This window comes from Nonomuraea sp. NPDC001684 (genome assembly GCF_053596515.1).
This window is the reverse complement of record NZ_JBSFGJ010000139.1, coordinates 1-20773: the sequence shown is the minus strand read 5'-3', so window position 1 is coordinate 20773 and position 20773 is coordinate 1. Positions and strand designations below refer to the sequence as shown.

General features: G+C 72.6%; 20 protein-coding genes. 14 read left to right on the top strand and 6 right to left on the bottom strand.

Annotated elements, in window-relative coordinates; genetic code table 11:
* Positions 1-946, bottom strand: a 946-nt coding sequence (locus ACWCSD_RS24090; protein WP_449918016.1) for an alpha/beta hydrolase, incomplete at its 3' end; no start/stop codon positions are given.
* Between the two features lie 114 nt (positions 947-1060).
* On the opposite strand from ACWCSD_RS24090, the gene ACWCSD_RS24085 reads away from it, so the two are divergent.
* Complete coding sequence (locus ACWCSD_RS24085; RefSeq protein ID WP_449918013.1) at positions 1061-1603, top strand: hypothetical protein; 543 nt, start codon at positions 1061-1063, stop codon at positions 1601-1603.
* Between the two features lie 28 nt (positions 1604-1631).
* Here ACWCSD_RS24085 and ACWCSD_RS24080 read toward each other — a convergent pair whose 3' ends face one another.
* From ACWCSD_RS24080 to ACWCSD_RS24060, 5 genes are all read right to left on the bottom strand, one after another.
* Complete coding sequence (locus ACWCSD_RS24080; RefSeq protein ID WP_397160212.1) at positions 1632-2795, bottom strand: FAD-dependent monooxygenase; 1164 nt, start codon at positions 2793-2795, stop codon at positions 1632-1634.
* A 90-nt stretch (positions 2796-2885) separates the two neighbouring features.
* Positions 2886-3422, bottom strand: coding sequence for a hypothetical protein (locus ACWCSD_RS24075; protein ID WP_358292730.1), 537 nt, complete (start codon positions 3420-3422; stop codon positions 2886-2888).
* A 70-nt stretch (positions 3423-3492) separates the two neighbouring features.
* Positions 3493-4218 (bottom strand): helix-turn-helix transcriptional regulator, encoded by a 726-nt coding sequence (locus ACWCSD_RS24070; protein WP_397160210.1) that lies wholly within the window; start codon positions 4216-4218, stop codon positions 3493-3495.
* Between the two features lie 129 nt (positions 4219-4347).
* Positions 4348-5622, bottom strand: coding sequence for a phytase (locus ACWCSD_RS24065; protein WP_358292734.1), 1275 nt, complete (start codon positions 5620-5622; stop codon positions 4348-4350).
* Positions 5623-5789: 167 nt separating this feature from the next.
* On the bottom strand, positions 5790-6959 hold the full coding sequence (locus ACWCSD_RS24060; protein ID WP_358006489.1) for an ABC transporter substrate-binding protein: 1170 nt from the start codon (positions 6957-6959) through the stop codon (positions 5790-5792).
* Between the two features lie 237 nt (positions 6960-7196).
* Between ACWCSD_RS24060 and ACWCSD_RS24055 the strand changes: the two genes are divergently transcribed.
* The 13 genes from ACWCSD_RS24055 to mmsA form a co-directional block, all read left to right on the top strand.
* Positions 7197-8168, top strand: coding sequence for a Gfo/Idh/MocA family protein (locus ACWCSD_RS24055; protein WP_397160206.1), 972 nt, complete (start codon positions 7197-7199; stop codon positions 8166-8168).
* Positions 8165-9007, top strand: coding sequence for a TIM barrel protein (locus ACWCSD_RS24050; RefSeq protein WP_352352762.1), 843 nt, complete (start codon positions 8165-8167; stop codon positions 9005-9007). The genes ACWCSD_RS24055 and ACWCSD_RS24050 overlap by 4 nt, the downstream gene beginning before the upstream one ends.
* 20 nt (positions 9008-9027) lie before the next feature.
* Entirely contained in the window at positions 9028-9969 is a 942-nt protein-coding gene (gene iolC / locus ACWCSD_RS24045) for a 5-dehydro-2-deoxygluconokinase (protein WP_449918019.1), read from the top strand.
* Positions 9962-10873 carry a class I fructose-bisphosphate aldolase gene (locus tag ACWCSD_RS24040; protein ID WP_352324729.1) on the top strand — a complete coding sequence of 304 codons (912 nt, stop codon included), beginning with the start codon at positions 9962-9964 and terminating at the stop codon, positions 10871-10873. Before iolC ends, ACWCSD_RS24040 begins: the two co-directional genes overlap by 8 nt.
* Complete coding sequence (gene iolD, locus ACWCSD_RS24035) at positions 10870-12708, top strand: 3D-(3,5/4)-trihydroxycyclohexane-1,2-dione acylhydrolase (decyclizing) (RefSeq protein ID WP_449918008.1); 1839 nt, start codon at positions 10870-10872, stop codon at positions 12706-12708. The genes ACWCSD_RS24040 and iolD overlap by 4 nt, the downstream gene beginning before the upstream one ends.
* Positions 12708-13688, top strand: a complete 981-nt coding sequence (locus tag ACWCSD_RS24030; RefSeq protein WP_387673203.1) for an inorganic phosphate transporter — start codon at positions 12708-12710, stop codon at positions 13686-13688. The genes iolD and ACWCSD_RS24030 overlap by 1 nt, the downstream gene beginning before the upstream one ends.
* On the top strand, positions 13685-14338 hold the full coding sequence (locus tag ACWCSD_RS24025; RefSeq protein WP_352324732.1) for a DUF47 domain-containing protein: 654 nt from the start codon (positions 13685-13687) through the stop codon (positions 14336-14338). The genes ACWCSD_RS24030 and ACWCSD_RS24025 overlap by 4 nt, the downstream gene beginning before the upstream one ends.
* Before the next feature lie 20 nt (positions 14339-14358).
* The gene (locus tag ACWCSD_RS24020) at positions 14359-16185 is read left to right on the top strand and encodes an ABC transporter permease (RefSeq protein ID WP_352324733.1); all 1827 of its coding nucleotides are present in this window, start codon (positions 14359-14361) and stop codon (positions 16183-16185) included.
* Positions 16186-17283 carry an ABC transporter ATP-binding protein gene (locus ACWCSD_RS24015; protein ID WP_449918004.1) on the top strand — a complete coding sequence of 366 codons (1098 nt, stop codon included), beginning with the start codon at positions 16186-16188 and terminating at the stop codon, positions 17281-17283. It abuts the gene before it with no gap.
* Complete coding sequence (locus ACWCSD_RS24010; RefSeq protein ID WP_358292752.1) at positions 17280-18044, top strand: HAD family hydrolase; 765 nt, start codon at positions 17280-17282, stop codon at positions 18042-18044. The genes ACWCSD_RS24015 and ACWCSD_RS24010 overlap by 4 nt, the downstream gene beginning before the upstream one ends.
* Positions 18035-18868: an inositol monophosphatase family protein gene (locus tag ACWCSD_RS24005; protein WP_449918000.1), complete on the top strand. Its 834-nt coding sequence runs from the start codon at positions 18035-18037 to the stop codon at positions 18866-18868. The genes ACWCSD_RS24010 and ACWCSD_RS24005 overlap by 10 nt, the downstream gene beginning before the upstream one ends.
* Entirely contained in the window at positions 18865-19647 is a 783-nt protein-coding gene (locus ACWCSD_RS24000) for a Cof-type HAD-IIB family hydrolase (RefSeq protein WP_397160196.1), read from the top strand. Before ACWCSD_RS24005 ends, ACWCSD_RS24000 begins: the two co-directional genes overlap by 4 nt.
* A partial coding sequence (mmsA, locus tag ACWCSD_RS23995) for a CoA-acylating methylmalonate-semialdehyde dehydrogenase (protein WP_449917998.1) occupies positions 19644-20773 on the top strand: 1130 nt, incomplete at its 3' end. The genes ACWCSD_RS24000 and mmsA, both read left to right, overlap by 4 nt.

Below are 20773 nucleotides of genomic sequence, written 5' to 3'. Positions count from 1 at the left end.
AGGAGTGTTTGGCTTCCTGGGCGGCGCGGGAGACGCGGGCGCCTGGGGTGCCGGTGAAGCCGTGGTGGCCGCCGGCCCACACGTGCAGTTCCGCCTGGCCGCCGGTCGCCCAGATGCGGCCGGCGAACTCGACCGCCTCGTCCCGGAACACCTCGGCCGCCCCGACCTCGACGAAGACCGGCGGCAGCCCCGACAGGTCGGCCGCCCGCGCCGGGACCTCGTGCGGCAGCACGTCCGGGCCGCCGCGCCGGTCGCCGAGCAGGGCGGTCCAGGCGGTGTCGTTGTTGTTGCGGTCCCAGGCGCCGATGCCGTCGTACTGGAGGCTCGACACGGTCGAGTTCCGGTCGTCGATCATGGGTGCGCCGACGTAGAGCCCGGCGGCGGCGGGGCCGTTCCGGTCGCGGGCCATGATGCCGACGGACGCGGTGAGCCCGCCGCCCGCGCTGAAGCCGGACACGAGCAGCCGCCCCGGGTCGAACCCCAGCTCCTCGGCGTGTCCGGCGGTCCAGACGAAGCCCGCGTAGCAGTCCTCGGCCGCCGCCGGGGCCGGGTTCTCCGGGGCGAGCCGGTACTCGACCGTCACCCCGACCATGCCGTGCGCCAGGGCCGCCTGGATCAGGCCCTCGATGCCGAAGAAGCGGGTGCCGAGGATCATCCCGCCGCCGTGGATCTCGTACACGGCCGCCGCGCCGGGCGCGGGGCCGCCCTTGGGACGGACGACCGTGAGCGTGACGTCGGGAGCGCCCTCGGGGCCGGGCACGTCCACGTCCCACCACTCGACGGGACGGCCGGCGACGATCGTCTCCATGGGCGGGATGAGCTCGGCGAAGATCTCGCGGTTGCGCTGGATGGTGTCCGCGCGCAGCGGAACGCTCTCGACCGCCGCCAGGAACGCCGCGAGACCTTCCGCCAGCTCAGGGTCGTAGGGAACGGGGACGTAGCTCATCGTGCCGCCTCTCGGAGCCGAACGGGCGGCTTAAAGTCTACGAGCGTAGAAGCGGTCTGTCCTGATATACACGGGTACGCGATCAGTCCGACCATGTCCCCCAAGGAGAAGACCATGGTGAAGAGACTCCTCGAAGCGACCCCGCTACGCGCGGGGGTCGTCGCCGCCCTCGCACTGACCGGCACGCTGCTGACCTCCGCCCCGGCCGGCGCCGCCACGGCGGGCCTGCAGGCCGCGGCCGTCCAGACCTCCTCGGCCGTCCAGGAGGCGGCCTCCCGCCCGGCCAACGGCCGGATCGTCTACGACCGTCTCAGCGGCGGCCGCGGCGTACTCAAGATCAAGAACGGCACGTCGAAGGACGGCGTCGTCACCATCGTCAAGGGCCGGACCAAGGCGATCAGCGTCTACGTCCGCGCGCGGTCCACGGCCCGCATCCGGGACGTCCGGGACGGCACGTACCGCATCTTCTTCACCACCGGCTACCGGTTCAGCGTGTCGAAGGGCCGCTTCACCAGGGGTGCGACGTACCAGAAGTTCAACGACCGGCTGCGCTTCCGCACGACCTCGACGCAGTACACCATCTGGACGCTGACCCTGAACCCGGTCAGGGGCGGCAACGCCCGCACCAGCCCCGTGAACCCCAAGGACTTCCCCTGATCGGGGCCTGAGCGGGCGCGCCTCCCGGTCAGTCCTTGCCGGAGCCGCCGAACCCGCCGAACCCGCTGAGAACGCGGTCGACCTGGACGTACAGCCGGGGCGGCAGGTGCGGCAGCACCCGGGAGTGCCGCTGGCCGAGCAGCGCGATGAACTCGACCGGCGAGAGGTCGATGTAACGCGTCAGGTTCTCGTACCACTGGGCGCTGAGCCGGGCCGACTTCTGGTGCGGGCGGATCGCCTTGCGGCGTTCGCGGTCGTAGCGGGCGAGGGCGGCCGGGAGCTCCGGCTCCTGGTTCAGCGCGTTGACCAGGAAGGCGGCGTCCCCGAAGGCCAGGGCGGTGCCCGCGCCGATGGAGTAGTGGGTGGTGTGCGCGGCGTCCCCGAGCAGGACAAGGTCGTCGTGGTACCACGTGCGGTTGGTCAGCGTGCGGAAGTTCAGCCAGTACGCGCTGCCGTCGGTGTGCGCCCGTCCGATCAGCGGATGGCCGTCCAGGACGTCGGCGAAGATCTTCTCCAGCAGCGCCAGGCCGTCGGCCGCGTCGGCCTGGTCGAGCCCGAGCCCCTTCCAGGTCTCGGGGGAGCACTCGACGACGCACGTGCTGTGGTCGCCGCTGTAGACGTAGCAGTAGCACCAGATCCAGCCGTGCGGCGTCTCGGAGAAGGCGAAGGTGAAGGCGTCGAAGACCTTCGTGGTGCCGAGCCAGATGTAGTGGTTGCGGCCGACCGCGATCTCGGTGCCGAAATGCTCGGCGTGCGGCGCGCGCAGCGTGCTGTTGATGCCGTCACCGGCCACGACCAGGTCGGCGTCGAGCTCCTCCCGGGAGGCGATCTCGCGGCCGTGCTCGACGTGCACGCCCAGGGAGCGGGCGCGGTCGGCCAGGATGTCGAGCAGGCGGTGGCGGCAGATGCCGAAGCCCTCGTCCGACTCGGTGAGCGACACCGTCGCGCGGTCCTGGATGTGGGTGACCCAGCTGTCCCAGCGGATCGAGTTCTCCCTGATGACGTCCGCCGACTCGGGGTCGGCGGCGCGCAGGTTCTTGAGCAGGTCGTCCCAGTAGGTCACGCCCCAGCCGTAGGTGGTCCCGGCCGGGTTGCGCTCGTAGACGGCGACCTCGTGGGACGGGTCGACCCGTTTCATCAGGATCGAGAAGTACAGGTTGGCGGGCCCACCGCCGACGCAGGCGACCTTCACACTAGCTCCCCTAGCGACAGAAAGTAATCAATTCAGCACAGAGAGTATCAGAGGGTCTGTGCCGGGGGAGAAGGCGCGCCCGCCGGACGGTCAGGCCGCCGCCCGCGCCGTACCGCGCAGGCCGAGGGTGAGGCTGCCGGCCAGCAGCACGACGCCGGACAGCACCCCGCTGACGACCGGCACCCACGCCACCGCGGGCGTGGCGGCCAGGACGAGCCCGCCGGCGCCGAGCAGCGTGAGCGCGACGCCCGGCACGGCGATGCTCCAGTCCTTCCAGATCGGCGCCAGCGCGACGAAGTGCACGCCCACCACGAACGCCACCCACGCCACGTTCCCCTCCTCGGGACGCCCGAGCGCGGCCAGCACCCGCAGCCCGCCGAACAGCAGGACCGCCTCGGCCACGACCACGGCCAGGTAGCCGGGCCCGAACATGCCCCGCCGGCCGGCCGCGGCGGGACGTTCCGCGCGCACGGCACGGAACCACATCGCCAGCACGCCCGCCGCCGCCAGGCACGCGGCGGCCCGCAGCAGGTTCGCGGTCACGGAGCCGAGCGGGCCGTGCGCGTTGACGACGACGAACACCGCGCCGAACACCGCGCCGACCAGCAATCCAGTCATTTTCTGCATGACGTCCATCGAAGCGCCCGCCGCGGCCCGCCCGCACGGGTGCTGGGACGAGAACGAGGTAGCCCTGGCCCTACCTCGCCACGCCGCGCAGGTAGGCCAGCACCGCCAGCACCCGCCGGTTGGCGTCGTCGGTCGCGGGCAGGTCGAGCTTGGCGAACATGGAGGCCACGTGCTTGCCGACGGCCGCCTCCGTGATCGACAGGGCGCGGGCCACGGCGCTGTTGGAACGGCCCTCGGCGATCAGCGCCAGCACCTCCCGCTCCCGGGGCGAGAGCCGGTGGGCCGGCTCGGTGACCTCCCTGGCCCGCGCCCACGACAGCTCGAACAGGTCGATGAGGGTGGCGATCAGCCCCTGCTGCCTGATCATGAGCGCGCCCGGCGTGTAGGCGATCGGGGTGATCCGGACGAACGCCACGGACCGGTCGAAGATGAGGAGCTGCTGGATGGGCTCGTCGATGACCCGGTGCAGGTCGCCGGCGGCGTGCAGCTCCTGGATGCGGGCCGCCTTGCGCGGGTCGTCCAGCACGCTCGAATGGACGATCGTGCGCATCGACAGGCCCTCCCGCAGGGCGTCCAGCACGGTACGCCGGCTGCGCTGCTCGTCGCGGCCCTGCTCGCGCGAGCCCACCGGGTGCATGGCCCGCAGCTCGGCCGACGACCGGGTGGCGCGCAGGATCTGCCGGCGGACGAGCTCGGGGTCCTCCAGCCGCTCGACGTCGACGGGGATGCCGCGCAGCTCGCCGACCACCTCTTCCAGGCGGCGGGCGAGGTGGTCAAGCGACTGGCTCTCGGTCACGCTCCTCCTCCGCACGCGCACCCCATTCTCCCCGCCCCACGAAGGGATGCCCAAATCGACGAGGGGCGCCGTCCGGCTGGACGGCGCCCCGGTTCGCGGGACCGCTGGGCGGCGGTGATCAGGCGATGATCAGTCGCGCGGGTCCCAGCCGTCGGTGTCCACGTCCAGGTCCAGCTCGTCGGCGATGTCGCCCCAGTCGGCGAACTTGAAGTTGGTGTTCTCCCGGTCCGCCGTGGCCGGCGTGTTCACGCCGTCGTGGGCGATGAACATGCCCTCGTCGAACTCGCCCAGCGGCACGTTGAGCACGGTCGAGCCGTCGCTCACCTCCGAGCCGTCGATGCCGTTCGCCTCGCCGATCCGGAACTGGCCGAGGTAGGCGTTGGAGCCCTCCCTGCGGTAGACGGCGAAGGTGTTGTCGCCCTGGCTGGAGGCCAGCAGGTAGCCCTTGCCGTCCTCGCGGTAGTAGATGGTCAGGCCCTCGGCGTCCGCGGTGAGGTGCGTGCCGCCGTAGCCGGGGTCGGCGCCGGGGGTGCACTCCTCGGTCGCGGGGTCGTAGGTGCCGGGGACGCCGTACTCGCGGACCTTGTCCACCAGGACGGGCGTGCCGGTGAGGTCGGCGCGCATCCGCCAGATGCCGACGTCCTCCTGGGCGGCGTAGAGCACGTCCCGCTCCTGGTCCACGACCATGCCCTCGACCTGCGCCTGCTCGTCCGGCTCAAGGCAGGGGGACCAGGTCTGGCCGTTCGGCAGGGTGAAGGAGCCCGGCAGGGTCAGCGTCCGCACGAGCTGGTAGCCGATCTTGCCGCCCGGCTTGGCGAGCAGCTTGACCAGGCCGACCGAGGTCTTGTGCCGGCGGCTGACCAGCGCGTACGTGCCGGTGGAGTCCTTCCAGGCGGTCAGGCCGTAGGCCGTCTCGGCGTCGTTGACCTGCTGCTGCGTCGTGTTGAACACGAACGGCGCGGCCGGGTCGGTCACGTCGGTGAGGTGGCCGTGCGAGATGGCGTAGATGCGCAGCATGTCCCGGCCGCGGTCGGAGACGATCGCCAGGTCCCTGCCGCCGAAGCCGTAGGCGACGTCGACGTTGTTGAAGCGGCCCGCCTCGTCGTCCGGCCCGGGGGCGGCGGGCGCCGGCAGGTGCTGGAGCTGCTGCCCGTCGAGGTCGTAGACGTACAGGCCGCCCTTCTTGGCGGTGGCGATCACCACGCTGTCCTCGGAGTCGGACGGGTCGACCCAGATCGCCGGGTCGTCGCCGTTGGCGTCGCCGCCGGCCTCGTCGTCGTAGAGGGAGGGGGTCTCGACGTCGGGGTACACGGTCGCCACACCGGCACCGGCCGCGGGTACGGCGATCCCGCCCAACACGGTCAACATCAGGGCTGCCAGGGAGAGCCTGGACAGGGGACGCATTGCGCCTCCTCGTTCGGGGTGTTGATGTTGCCCCAAAACGTAACGACCAGTTAACAAGAAATCAATAGGTCGTCCTTATGTCAGGACATTAGGTGTTGCACGGATAGCAGGGCATGCCGACGCGCCCGGCCGGGGATCCTCCCGGCCGGGCGGTGCGACGGTGCGCGCTAGCTGCGGTTGACGCGCCAGAAGTCCGACATGGCCTGGCGGTTCTGCAGGTCGCCGAGCAGGCCCTTGGGGTCGGTGTGGAAGAGCTGGCCTTGCCAGTCCGACAGGCCGGGCGGGGTGACCATCGGCTTGACCGTGCTGTTGCCCGAGACGCCGCCCTCGCCGATCTCGTGCTTGACGCCTTCCTCGGTCATGATGAAGTGCACGAACAGCTTGGCCGCGTTGGGGTGCTTGCTCTTGGTGGCGATCGCCGCGTACTTGGGGTAGCTGAAGCCGGTGAAGGGGGTCATCCCCTCGCAGGCGGCCTGGTGGTAGCCCTTGTCCTCGTTGTTGCGGAACTTCGAGATCGACATGAAGCCGATCTTCTTGTCCGTGGCGGCCGGCGCGCCCACGGCGGCGGAGATGTCCTCGTCGGAGCCGGTCAGCACCGGCTTGTTGAGCGACAGGCGCTTGATCCACTCCTGTGCGGCGCTCTTCTCCTCGGTCTTCAGCGGCTTGCCGTACTTGGCCTGGTAGGCCTGTTCGAGCGCCTGGTTGCCGTACGCGTCGAGCTGGGTGAAGAACGACAGCACGGTCGGCTTGCCCAGCGGGTCCTGCATCACCAGCTTGCCGGACCACTCCGGATCGGTCAGGTCCCAGACGTTCTTCACCGGGCAGCCGCCGGGGGAGAGCTTGGTGTTGTAGCCGAAGACCGTCGCCTTGGAGAGGGCGAGCAGCGGGTTCTGGTTCTCGGCGGGGATCTGGTCCTTCAGGTCGCCGGGGATCCACGTCTGGGTGACGCCCTGCGGCGCGAGCTGGCCGACCAGGACGCCGCCGTCCTCGTACATGGCCGCGTCGATGGTGACGTTGTCGGCGGCGTGCTCCCTGGTCATCTTCTCGGCCGTCTGCGGGGTGTCCGACTTCACCCCCTCCATGGCGATGCCGTACTTCGCGGTGAACGCCTTGGCCACTTCCTCGATGTCGCCGCTGGAGTCGTAGACCAGGACGCTGCCTTCCTTCTTCGCCGCGGCGACCAGCGCCTCCAGGTCGAAGTTCGCATCGAGCGACGGGCCGGGCAGCGCCTTGGCCGTCGCCGCCGCCGACGGTCCTCCGCCTGCGGTGGAGGGCGCGCACGCCACGGCGGCGGACGCCAGCAACGCCATGGAGATGATCTTCCCGGTACGCCTCATGATGGCGTCACTCCTCTTGCCTCTCGGATTCGCAAGGCGCCGCGCCAGCCCCGACCGGCGCCATTGTGTGCTCACGATGAACGTCACGTGAATAATTTGTCAAGACATTCTTACGTGCGAACCGAGCCACGGCCTCGCCCCCCAGGTACGACAGTTCATCCTTATGTCAGGACAAAGTCTTGACGGTTCATCTCCTGTTCATCTAGAACTGGAGGCCCCCCTGGATGAGGAGCGATCATGCGTGTGGGTCTGCTGGGCCTAGGACGTATAGGCATGTTCCATGCCACCACCCTGTCCGCCTTGGTCGACGAGCTCGTCGTGTCCGACGTGGACACGGCGCGGGCGGAGGAGGTGGCCCGGCGGCTCGGCGCCCGGACCGGCGACCCCTTCGACGCGGACGCGGTGGTGCTCGCGACGCCGACCTCCGCCCACGCCGAGGGCCTGCTGAGGGCGTGCGAGCGGGGAGTGCCGGCGTTCTGCGAGAAGCCGGCCGCGCCGACCGTCAAGGAGACGCTGCGGGTGGCCGAGGCCGTCGAACGGGCCGGGATCGGCGTGCACATCGGCTTCCAGCGCCGCTTCGACGCCGGCTACCGGGCCGCCCGCGAGGCGCTGCTGGCGGGCGAGCTCGGCGAGTTGCACCGTGTGCACATGCTGACCGGCGACCCGGCGCCGCCGCCCGCCGAGTACGTCGCCCAGTCCGGCGGCATCTTCCGCGACTGCCACATCCACGACTTCGACATCCTGCGCTGGGTCACCGGCCGCGAGGCGGACGTCGTGCAGGCGGTCGGCGCCAACCGCGGCGATCCGTACTTCGCCGCCGCCGAGGACGTGGACAACAGCGCCGCCCTGATCGTCATGGACGACGGCACGCTGGTCACCCTGCAGGGCTCCCGCTACAACGGCGCCGGCTACGACGTGCGCATGGAGCTGGCCGGCACGCTCGGCACCCGCGCCGTCGGGCTCGGCGACCGCACCCCACTGCGCTCGGCCGAGGGCCTGAACCCGGACGGGCCGCCGTGGCCGGACTTCCAGACCAGGTTCGAGGAAGCCTACGTCGCCGAGATGGGCGCGTTCCTGTCGATGGCCAGGGGCGAGAGCGAGAGCCCCTGCACCGTCCGCGACGCCCTGGCCGCCCTCTACCTGGCCGAGGCCGCCGACCTGGCGCGCCGCGAGGGCCGTCCGGTGCGCGTGCTGGAGGTGGCCAAGTGAGGATCGCAGCCGCACCCATCTCCTGGGGCGTGTGCGAGGTGCCCGGATGGGGACACCAGCTCACCGCCGACCGCGTGCTCGCCGAGATGGCCGAGCTGGGCCTGACCGCCACCGAGCTGGGCCCCGACGGCTTCCTGCCCGCCGACCAGGACCTGCTCGGCCGGTACGGGCTGCGCGCCGTGGGCGGATTCGTCCCCGCGGTCCTGCACGACCCCGCCCACGACCCGCTGCCCGCCCTCCGCGCCACCTGGGCCGCCTTCGACCCGGACGTGGTCGTCGTGCTGGCCGCCGCCACCGGCGCCGACGGCTACGACGCCCGTCCCGAGCTGGACGACACCGGCTGGCGCACCCTGCTCGGCAACCTCGACCGCGCCTTCCACGAGGCCAAGGGCGACGGCCGCGCGCTCACCCTGCACCCCCACGTCGGCACCATGGTCGAGACCGGCCAGGAGGTGGACCGGGTGCTCGGCGGCAGCGCCGTCCCGCTCTGCCTGGACACCGGCCACCTGCTCATCGGCGGCGGCGACCCGCTGGAGCTGGTCACCCGCGTCCCCGAGCGGATCGCCCACGTGCACCTGAAGGACGTCGACGCCGCGCTCGCCGCCCGCGTCCGGGCCGGTGAGCTGACCTACACCGACGCCGTCCGCGCCGGGATCTACCGCCGGCTCGGCCGCGGCGACGTGGACGTCCGGGGCATCGTCGAACGCCTGACCGCCGCCGGCTACGACGGCTGGTACGTCATGGAGCAGGACGTCGTCCTCGACGCCGAACCCCCGGCGGGCGCCGGCCCGGCCGACGACGTGCGGGCGGGCGTGGCGTTCCTGCGGGGCCTGGCGTGAGCGCCCTCGACGTGCTGACGATGGGCCGGGTCGGCGTGGACGTCTACCCGCTCCAGACCGGCGTGTCGCTGCGGCACGTGGAGACGTTCGGCAAGTACCTGGGCGGCAGCCCCACCAACGTGGCCGTGGCCGCCGCCCGCCTGGGCCACTCCAGCGCGGTGATCACGCGGACCGGCGACGACCCGTTCGGCGCGTTCGTCCGCGACGCGCTGCGCTCCTACGGCGTGGACGACCGCCTGGTCGGCGCCGTGCCCGGCCGGCCGACTCCGGTCACGTTCTGCGAGATCAGGCCGCCGGACGACTTCCCGCTCTACTTCTACCGCCAGGACGCGCCCGACCTGGAGATCGCGCCCGGCGACCTCGACCTGGCGGCCGTCACCGGCGCGCGGCTGTTCTGGGCCACCGTGACCGGCCTGTCGGCCGAGCCGTCCCACGCCGCCCACCTGGCCGCCTGGCAGGCCCGCGGGCGCGCCCGGCACACCGTGCTCGACCTGGACTACCGGCCCATGTTCTGGGCCGACGCGGCCACCGCCCGCGAGCGGGTGCGCGAGGCGCTCGCGCACGTCACCGTCGCGGCCGGCAACCTCGACGAGGTCGAGGTGGCCACCGGCGCCCGCGACCCGCGCGCGGCCGGCGAGACCCTGCTGGAGCTGGGTGTCGAGCTGGCCATCGTCAAACAGGGCGCGGACGGCGTGCTCGGCATGACCGCCACGGAGACCGTACGGGTGCCGCCCGTCCCGGTCGAGGTGGTCAACGGGCTCGGCGCCGGCGACGCCTTCGGCGGCGCGCTCTGCCACGGCCTGCTCGAAGGCTGGCCGCTCGAACGCACCCTGCGCTTCGCCAACGCCGCGGGCGCGATCGTCGCCGGACGCCTGGCCTGCGCGCCCGCGATGCCCACGGCGGACGAGGTCGAGGCCGTCCTGTCCGCCACCCTCTCGGAAGGAGCCGTCACGCATGCGTGAGCAGGACTACCGCCGGCTGCTCGACCAGCGCGCCTGGCAGCCGGAGCGCGTCGCCGAGGCGGCGGCCGCCCGCCGGCGCCGGCCCCTCAGGAACGGCAGGGAGCAGCTGCTCATCATCGCGGCCGACCATCCGGCCCGGGGCGCCCTCGGCGTGGCCGGCCACCCGATGGCCATGCGCAGCCGCGCCGACCTGCTCGACCGGCTGATGACCGCCCTGGCCAGGCCCGGCGTGGACGGCCTGCTGGCCACCCCCGACATCGTCGAGGACCTGCTGCTGCTCGGCGCGCTCGACGACAAGATCGTCATCGGCTCGATGAACCGCGGCGGCGTGCACGGCTCGGTGTTCGAGTTCGACGACCGCTTCACCGCCTACGACGCCCCCACCATCGCCGCGATGGGCCTGGACGGCGGCAAGATGTTGTGCCGGATCGCGCTGGAGGACAGCGCCACCGCAGCCACCCTGGCCAGCTGCGGCCAGGCCGTCACCGACCTGGCCAGGCACGGCCTGATGGCGATGGTCGAGCCGTTCTGGTCCAGGCGGCAGGACGGCGTGGTGCGGCACGACCTGTCGCCCGAGGCCGTGATCCACGCCATCAGCGTCGGCCAGGGCCTCGGCGCGACCTCCGCCCGCACCTGGCTGAAGATCCCGGTCGTGCCGGAGATGGAACGCGTCGTGGAGTCCACCACCCTGCCCGTGCTGCTGCTGGGCGGCGACTCCGGCCAGGACGCCGGCGAGATGTACGACTCCTGGCGCAAGGCGCTGCGCCTGCCCGGCGTCCGCGGCCTGGTGGTCGGCCGGGCGCTGCTCTACCCGCCGGACGGGGACGTGGGCGCCGCCGTGGACACCGCGCTCGGCCTGCTGGAGGGCGGCGTGCCCGATCTCGTGCAAGGAGGTGCCTCATGAGGCTGACCACGGCTCAGGCGCTGACCCGCTTCCTGGCCGCCCAGTGGTCGGAGCGTGACGGCGTCGAGCAGCGGCTGATCGCCGGCGTGCTCGGGATCTTCGGCCACGGCAACGTCGCGGGCGTCGGCCAGGCGCTGGCCGAGCAGGGCGCGGGCACGGGCGACGCGCTGCCTTACTACCTGGCCCGCAACGAGCAGGCCATGGTGCACACGGCCGTCGGCTACGCCCGCACCCGCGCGCGGCTGTCCACCTTCGCCTGCACGACGTCCATCGGGCCCGGCGCCACCAACCTGGTCACCGGCGCGGCGCTGGCCACCATCAACCGGGTGCCGGTGCTGCTGCTGCCCGGCGACGTCTTCGCCACCCGCGCCCCCGGCACGGTGCTGCAGGAGCTGGAGGACCCCCGGTCCTACGACGTGTCGGTCAACGACTCGCTGCGTCCGGTGTCGCGCTTCTTCGACCGGATCAACCGGCCCGAGCAGCTCCCGGCCGCGCTGCTGGCGGCGATGCGGGTGCTCACCGACCCCGCCGAGACGGGCGCGGTGACGCTGGCGCTGCCCCAGGACGTGCAGGCCGAGGCCTACGACTGGCCCGAGGAGCTGTTCGCCCGGCGGGTCTGGCACGTTCCCCGCCCGGTCCCGGAGCCGGCCGCGCTGGCCAGGGCGAAGGAGCTGCTGCGCGGCTCCCGCAGGCCGCTGATCGTGGCCGGCGGCGGCGTCAGGTACAGCGGGGCGTGGGCCGAGCTGACCCGCTTCGCCGAGAACCACGGCGTGCCCGTGGGCGAGACGCAGGCGGGCAAGGGCGCGCTGCCGTACGACCATCCCTGCGCGGCCGGCGCGATCGGCCACACCGGCACCGACGCGGCCAACACCCTGGCCCGCGAGGCCGACCTGGTCATCGGCGTCGGCACCCGCTACACCGACTTCACCACCGCCTCCAGGACGCTGTTCGGGCAGGCCGCCTTCCTCAACGTCAACGTCACCGCCTTCGACGCGGCCAAGAACGCGGGCGCCACGCTCGTCGCCGACGCCCGCGAGGCCCTGCGCGCCCTCGACGACGTGGACTGGCGGGCCGACCCCGAATGGACCCACCGGGCCGCCGCCCTGGCCGCCGCCTGGCAGTCGGAGATCGGCCACACCTACGCGGGCCCCGAGCTCACCCAGCCCGTCCTGCTCGGCGTCCTCAACGAGGTCGCCGAAGGCGGCGTGGTGGTCAACGCGGCCGGCTCGATGCCGGGCGACCTGCACCGCCTCTGGCGGCCCGCCGACCCCGAGCAGTACCACGTCGAGTACGGCTACTCGTGCATGGGCTACGAGATCGCCGGCGGCCTGGGGGTGAAGCTGGCCGCGCCGGAACGCGAGGTGTTCGTGCTGGTCGGCGACGGGTCGTACCTGATGATGGCGCAGGAGATCGCGACCGCCGTGCAGGAGCGGATCAAGCTGGTGATCGTCCTGGTGGACAACCGGGGCTTCGCCTCCATCGGCAACCTCAGCGAGTCGGTGGGCGCCCAGCGGCTCGGCACCGCGTACCGCACCCGCGGCCCCGGCGGCGAGCTGGACGGCGAGCCCCTGCCGGTGGACCTCGCCGCCAACGCCGCCAGCCTGGGCGCCGACGTGCTGCGCGCCGACGGCCCCGAGTCGCTGCGGGCCGCCCTGGTCAAGGCCAAGGAGTCGGCCAGGACCACCGTCGTGTACGTCGAACCCGTCCCCGGCGGCGGCCCCGGCGCGCAGGCCTGGTGGGACGTGCCGGTCGCGCAGGTGTCCGGCCTGCCCGAGGTCAGGGCCGCGCGCGAGCGTTACGACGAGGCCAAGCGCGACCAGCGGCTCTACCTCTGATGGGCTGGACGCTGGCCTTCGCCGCGGTGGCCGTCCTGTTCGTGCTGATCAGCGGGGCCAACGACGGCGCCACGCTGATCGGCCTCGGCCTGCGCTTCCCGCGCACGCCCGGCTGGCTGGCCGCCGCGCTGCTGGTGGCGGTCCTGTTCGCCGGGCCGTACGTGCTGGGCGTCGCGGTCGCGCGGACCTTCACCGAAGGGCTCGCGGGGCTCGACTCGGGCAGCGGCGCGGCCGTGTTCCTGGCCGGCGTGGTGATCGCCGTGGTGGTGGTGGCGGCGCTGACCGGCAGAGGGCTGCCCACCAGCCTGACGCTGGCGGTGATCGGCGGCATCGCGGGCGCCGGGCTCGGCGCCGGGCTGCCGGTGGCCTGGCCGAGCCTGATCACCGTGCTGGCGATCGGGGCGTGCGCGCCGCTGGTCGGGCTGGTGCTCGGCTACCTGCTGGGCACCGCGTCCCGGCGGGTGCCGTCCTCGCGCCGGATGCCGGGGCTGGTGCTGGCCGCCCACCTGGTGGCGTACGCGGCCCAGTGCCTGGCCTACGCCGTCAACGACGGCCAGAAGATGATCGCCGTGGTGAGCGTCGCCGTGGACGTCGGCCGCAACGGGCTCGGCCGGGTCGGGCCCGTCCAGCTCTCGCCGGTGTGGATGGCCGTGCTGGTCGCGCTGTTCCTGGCCGGGGCGCTGACCACGCTGCCCCGGGTGGGCGGGCGGGTCGGCCGCGGCCTGGTCATCACCCGGCCGCTGCACGTGCTGTCGGCCGAGACGGCGGCCACCGGCGCCGTCCTCGGCAGCTCGGCCCTGGGCAGCCCGGTGAGCATGACCCAGTCCGTGACCGCCGGGGTCGTCGGCGTGGTGGCAAGCGAAGGAAGCAGGAGGGTGCGATGGCAAGGAGTGCTGAACATGGGTACGGCGTGGCTGGTCACGCTGCCGTCGTCCATGGCCCTGGGCGCCCTGGCCGGGCTCGGCCTGAGGCTGCTGTGAGCGGCGGACGGCCCCGCCGGCTCGCCCGCGCCTGGGACGAGCTGCGCGGCCGGTCCGGACGGCGGGTGATCGACCTCATCCGCGGCCAGGTCGCCGTGGCCAGGGAGGGCGCCGTGCTGGCCCGCTCGGCCGCCTCGGGCACGACCGGCCAGGCCGCGGCCCGCGCCCGCATGGCCGAGGTCGAGCACGAGGGCGACGCCGCCCGCGCCGAGCTCGTCCGGGCGCTGAGACGGGTGCTGGCCACCCCCATCGACAGGGAGGACCTCTTCCGGCTCTCCCGCTCGATCGACGACGTGCTGGACCAGTTACGCGACTTCGTCCGCGAGGCCGACCTGTTCGGGCCCGCCGACCTCACCTTCGCCGCCGAGCCGCTGGGCGCCGTCATCGACGGCCTGGACCAGCTCGAACAGGCCCTGCTGAAGATCACCGGCGATCCCGGCTCGGTCACCGTGGCCGTGCTCGCCACCCGCAAGTCCCGCAGCCGCGTCCGCCAGCTCCACCAGGCCCGGCTCACCGAGCTGTTCGCCGGCCCGCTGGACATGGACACCCTGCGCGAACGCGAGCTGCTCTCCCGCCTGGACGCCGTGGGCCGCCGGCTCGGCGAGGCCGCCGACGCCCTCGCCGACGCCATGCTCAAACGAAGCCACTGAAAACCCCCCGAAGGAAGACCATGGCTGTTCTGACCAAGACGGAGCCGCCGCCTCGCCCGCCGAGACGGCGCCGACTCCGCTACCGCCTCCAGGTCCTGCGGCACGACCCGACCGCCGCGCTCGGCCTGATCCTCGTCGTCCTGCTCGCCTACCTCGTCGTCGCCCCCCTGATCGCGGTCCTGTCGGACGCCTTCCGCCTCCAGTTCGGCGACGAGCTGCACGCCGGCCAGCAGCCGGGCGAGTGGACCGGCTACTACCTGTGGCGGGTCTTCCGCTCCCAGATCAGCGGCCTGCTGTTCTGGGGCCCGCTGGTCAACACGCTGGTCGTCGCGGTCGGCACCGTGCTGTTCGCGCTGCTGCTCGGCGGCGGGATGGCCTGGCTGGTGACCCGGACCAACGTGCCCGGCCGCAAGTGGCTGGCCGGGGCGCTGGTGGTGCCGTACATGCTGCCGTCGTGGACGTTCTCGCTGGCCTGGCTGACGCTGTTCAAGAACGAGCGGGCCGGCGGGCAGGTGGGCTTCCTGGAGTCGGCCGGCGTGCGCACCCCCGACTGGCTGGCCTACGGCCCGCTGCCGATCATCGTCACGCTCGGGCTGCACTACTACCCGTTCGTGCTGCTGCTGGTCGGCAACGCGCTGCGCCGGATCGACGTCCAGCTGGAGGACTCGGCCCGGATCCTCGGGGCGCCGCGGCGCGTCGTCGTGCGGCGGATCGTGGTGCCGCTGATGCTGCCCGCGCTCTCCTCGGCCGTGCTGCTCGTGGTCGGGCGGGTGCTCGGCACGTTCGGCACCCCGTACGTGCTCGGCCTGCCCGCCGACTACCAGGTGCTGTCCACCGGGCTGTTCCAGTCGATCAGGGACCGCAGCACCGGCGTGGCCTCCGTGCTCGCCACCGTCATCGTGATCATCGGCGTGCTGATCGTCTTCACCGACATGCGGCTGATGCGCGAGCAGCGCAGGTTCGTCACCGTCGGTGGCAAGGGCGCGATGGACCGGCTGGGCGACCTGCGCGGCTGGCGCTGGCCCGCGTTCGCGCTGGGCGCGGTGGTCTTCGTGGTCAGCGTGCTGATCCCGGTGCTCACGCTGCTGCTGTCCACGCTCACCCGCACGCCGCTGGACCTGTCGACCCTGACGCTCGACTACTGGATCGCCGACCGGCTGCCCGGCGCGGTCGGGTTCCCGCACGGCATCCTGCGCGGCTCCGAGCTGTGGCAGGCCGCCTGGAACTCGCTGCGCATCGTCGGCCTGGCCTCGCTGATCTGCGCGGTCGCCGGCCTGCTCATCGGGTACGTCGTCGTCCGCGGCACCGCGCCGCGCATCGCCGGGTTCCTGCGCCAGGTGTCGTTCCTGCCGTACCTCATCCCCGGCATCGCCTTCGCCGCCGCCTCGCTGTCGCTGTTCGCCGTCGCCCGCGGGCCCGTCCCGGCGCTGTACGGGACGACGTTCCTGCTGATCCTGGTCATGGCCGTGACGCACCTGCCGTACAGCTCGCGCTCGGGCATCGCGGCGATGATGCAGCTCGGCCGGGAGCCGGAGGAGGCCGCGCAGATCGCCGGGGCCTCCTGGTGGCACCGGATGCGGCGGATCATCTTCCCGATCCAGAAGGGCGCCCTGGTCACCGGGATCGTGTTGCCGTTCATCTCGGGGCTGAAGGAGCTCAGCATCGTCGTGATGCTGACCACCACCGGCACCCAGCTTCTCACGACGCTCTCCATCGGCCTGGTCGACTACGGATACACGCAGCTCGCCAACGGCGTCGTCCTCATGATCGCTTTGCTCTCCTTCACCATGACTTCCCTGACCCAGCGGCTGACCAAGAGCAGCCTGGCGTCCGGCCTAGGAGGATAGATGCCGAACATCACCTTGAGCGCAGTCTCCAAGAGCTACGGCGGCGGCGACTACGCGGTGAAGAACCTCGACCTCGTGGTCCCCGACGGCGCCTTCATGTGCCTGCTCGGCCCCTCCGGCTGCGGCAAGACCACCACGTTGCGCATGATCGCCGGCCTCGAACAGCCCACCGCGGGCAGCATCGCCGTCGGCGACCGCGTCCTGGACTCCGTCGAGCAGGGCGTCTACGTCCCGCCCGAGAAGCGGGCGATGGGGCTGGTGTTCCAGAACTACGCGCTCTGGCCGCACCTGTCCGTGCGCGACAACGTGGAGTTCGGGCTGCGCATGCGCAAGGTGCCCGCCGCCGAACGGCGCGCGCGGGCCGAGGCGGCGCTGAAGATGGTGCACGTCGACGCCGCCATGGACCGCTACCCCTCCCAGCTGTCCGGCGGCCAGCAGCAGCGCGTCGCGCTGGCCAGGATGCTCGCGGTCAACCCGTCCGTGCTGCTGCTGGACGAGCCGCTGTCCAACCTCGACGCCCGGCTGCGGCTGGAGATGCGGGCCGAGCTCAAGCGCATCCACGAGGAGTCCGGCGCGACGATCGTCTTCGTCACCCACGACCAGCTCGAAGCCCTCACCATGGCCACCGACGTCGCCGTCATGAACGAGGGCGAGCTGCAGCAGCTCGCCGCGCCCATGGAGATGTACGAGCGGCCCGCCAACCGGTTCGTCGCCGAGTTCGTCGGCAGCCCGCCGATGGCCATCGTGGACGCCGGACCGGCGCCCGGCGGGCTGGCCGGATCGCTGCTGCGGTTCGTCGAGGCGCGCGGCTCGGGGGTCATCCCGTCCGCCGTCGGCATCCGGCCCGAGGCGCTGCGGCTCGGCACGCCGCCGGCCGCCGCCTGGAGCGAGGAGGCGCTGGTCGAGGCCGTGCTGCCGGCCGGCTCCTCCTGGACGGTACGGCTGCGCGTCCTGGACACCGAGCTGTTCGCCCTGTCGTACACGCCGGTGCGGGCCGCGCCCGGCGACGTGCTGCCTTGCTGGACCGAGCAGCTCCACCTGTTCGGCGCGGACGGCGCCCGCATCTCCTCCTGGGACCGGGCGGAGGTGACCGCGTGATCCGCCCCAAGGCGCTGCTCCTGGACTTCGGCGGCGTGATCGTCGAGACCGCCAAACGCCCGTCCTGGGCGGCCGAGCTGGCCGCCGAGGTGCACGCCATGCTGGCCAGGACCGGGTTCGACGGTCTGACGGCCGAGGACGTCGAGAGCGACATCCGGGCCGGGGCGCGGGCCGACAAGTACTGGAAGGACTCCACGTCCCGGCAGTTCGCGCCCGAGGAGATGACCCATCGCCGGTTCTGGGCCGAGTTCGTCGCCACCGACTGGCCCGAGCAGGCCCGCACGCTGGTCACCGTCGAGGCGACGCCCCTGTGCAAGCGCATGGGCGAGCTGCGCAGCGACCGGAAGCTGCGCACCGGCATGGCGGAGCTGCTGAACGCCTGCCTGCGCAACGGCGTCGTCCCCGCCGTCGTCAGCAACGCGCTGTGCGGGGCCGTGCACCGCGACTACCTGGCCGGGAGCGGGCTGGAGCACCTGTTCGCCGCGCAGGTCTACAGCGACGAGGTCGGCGTGCGCAAGCCGAACCCCGAGATGATCCTGCTCGCCTGCCGCGCCCTCGGCGTGGACCCGGCCGACGCCTGGTACGTCGGCGACAACTACGACCGGGACGTGATCTGCGGCGCCCGGGCCGGGGCGGGGGCGACCGTCCTGATGGTCTCCGCGAGCACCGACAAGATCCCGTACCGGGTGCGGCAGAGCCCTCAGGCCACGGTCGAGGACCCCCGCGCCCTGCTGACCCTCCTGGAGGAGACATGGACGTGAACACCTCTCGCGAGCTGGCCGCCATCGCGGCCGAGGCGGCCAGGGCGGTCGGCGACCGGCTGCGCGGCGCCTTCCGCTCGCGTCCGGAGATCCAGACCAAGCGCGACTTCCACGACCCGGTGACCGAGCACGACAAGGCGGCCGAGGAGGGCATCCGCGAGGTGCTCGACCGGCTCTGCCCCGACAGCGTCGTGGTGGGCGAGGAGGGCGGCACCAGGGGACAGGGCGCCATCAGCTGGTACGTCGACCCCATCGACGGCACCGCCAACTTCGCCGTCGGCCTGCCGTTCTTCTGCACCTCGATCGCCGCCGCCGTGGACGGCGAGGTGGTGGCCGGGGTGATCTACGACCCGGTGCGCGACGACGAGTTCACCGCCTGGCTCGGCGGGGCCGTCTGCAACGGCGAGCCGCTGCGCAGCGCGGGCGCCCGCGCCGACCGCGAGGCGGTGCTGCTGTCCAGCTATCCCACGCCGCGCGACCTGGCCGAGGACGAGGAGGGCGCGCTGCGCCGCTTCTCCAGGATGACCCAGTCGTTCGCGACCATCCGCCGTCCGGGCAGCGCCGCGCTCAAGCTCGCCCACGTCGCCGCCGGCTGGTCCGACGTCGCGTACGGCACCCGCGTCAACGCCTGGGACGTCGCGGCCGGGTCCCTGCTGGTCAGGCAGGCCGGCGGCGTCTACATCCCGCTGTCGGGCAGCGTCTTCGAGCCGGGCGGCTACCTGGCCTGCGTCGGCGGGTTCGACCTGGCCTCCTCGGTGCTGGCCGACGTGGCCGCCGGGGCCGTCGGGGCCGCCGACGTCGCGGGGGCGGGGAGCGCGACGTGATCCGCTGGATCGTGACCGACCTCGACGGCACGCTCGTCGGGCGCGACCTGGCCATGGTGCCCGCCGCCCGGGACGCGCTGCGCCGCTACCGGGCCGCGGGCGGCGAGGTCGTCATCGCCACCGGCCGCATGGAACGCTCGGCCCGCCCCTACTACGACGAGCTGGGCCTGGACGGCCCGGCCATCCTCTACAACGGCGCCCGCACCGTGAACCTGGCGACCGGCGAGGTGCTGCGCTCCCGCCACCTGCCCGCCACTGCCTGGAAGACGCTGCTCGGCCTGTTCGGCGAGCTGCCCGCGGGCGTGTACCCGGTGGCCTTCTCCGGCGGGGAGGCGCTGGCCGTGGACGACGTCCCGGAACTGCGGGACTACGCCCGGCGGGACGGCATCACCCTGCGCGACCCCGGCGACTGGGCGGTGCTGCCCCCCGACGGGATCACCAAGTGCATGCTGATCGGCGATCGCCTGCCGGACCTGGACATCGCGGGCACGGTCACCGTCCGGTCGGAGGCGACGTACCTGGAGGTGCTGCCGGAGGGGGCGACCAAGGGCAGCGCCCTGCGCGAGCTGGCGAAGGCCCGGGGAGTGCCGCTGGAGCAGGTCGCCGCCATCGGCGACAACCCCAACGACATCGACATGATCCAGGCCGCCGGCCTGGGCATCGCGGTCGGCGACGGCCATCCCGACGTCCTGTCGGCCGCGGACGTGGTCTCGCGTCCCTGCGCCGAGGGCGCGCTCGTGGACGCGGTGGAACTGGCACTGGGAGAGGGAGAACGGTGAAGTCGGTCAAGCACTGGATCAACGGCGCCCTGACGGACGGCGGCGACCGGACGGCGGAGATCTTCAACCCGGCCACGGGTGAGGTCGGCGGTCACGTGGCGCTGGCGTCGGTGGCCGAGGTGGACGCGGCGGTGGCCGCCGCGGTGGCGGCCTTCCCGGCGTGGCGGGACTCCTCGCTGATCAAGCGCGGCCGGGTCCTGTTCCGGTTCCGTGAGCTGATGTACGCCCATCGTGACGAGCTGGCCGCGTTGATCTCGGCCGAGCACGGCAAGGTGCATGCGGACGCGTTGGGGGAGGTGGCGCGCGGGCTGGAGGTGGTGGAGTTCGCGTGCGGGATCCCGCATCTGCTCAAGGGTGGGTTCTCCGAGGGTGTCTCGACGCGGGTGGATTCGTATTCGATCCGGCAGCCGTTGGGGGTGGTGGCGGGGATCACGCCGTTCAACTTCCCGGCGATGGTGCCGATGTGGATGTTCCCGGTGGCGATCGCGTGTGGGAACGCGTTCGTGTTGAAGCCGTCGGAGCGGGATCCGTCGGCGTCGTTGCTGATGGCGCGGCTGTGGCAGGAGGCCGGGCTGCCTGAGGGGGTGTTCTCGGTGGTGCAGGGCGACAAGGTGGCGGTGGACCGGCTGCTGGAGCACCCGGACGTGGCGGCGGTGTCGTTCGTGGGTTCGACGCCGATCGCCCGGTACGTGTACGAGAGGGGCAGCGCGCACGGCAAGCGGGTGCAGGCGCTGGGCGGGGCCAAGAACCACATGCTGGTGCTGCCGGACGCCGATCTGGATCTGGTGGCTGATGCGGCGGTGTCGGCGGGGTTCGGGTCGGCGGGTGAGCGGTGCATGGCGATCTCGGTGGTGCTGGCGGTGGATCCGGTGGGGGATGAGCTGGTCGGCAAGATCGTGGAGCGGGTGGGCCGGTTGGTGGTGGGTCCGGGGGATGATCCGCGGTCGGAGATGGGGCCGCTGGTGACGGCGGCGCATCGGGACAAGGTGGCCTCCTACCTGGATCTGGGTGTTGCCGAGGGCGCCAAGCTCGTGGTGGACGGTCGGGAGTGCGAGGTGCTGGGCGGCCGGGGCGGCGGGTTCTGGCTGGGGCCGACGGTGCTGGATCAGGTGCCGGTGGGGTCGCG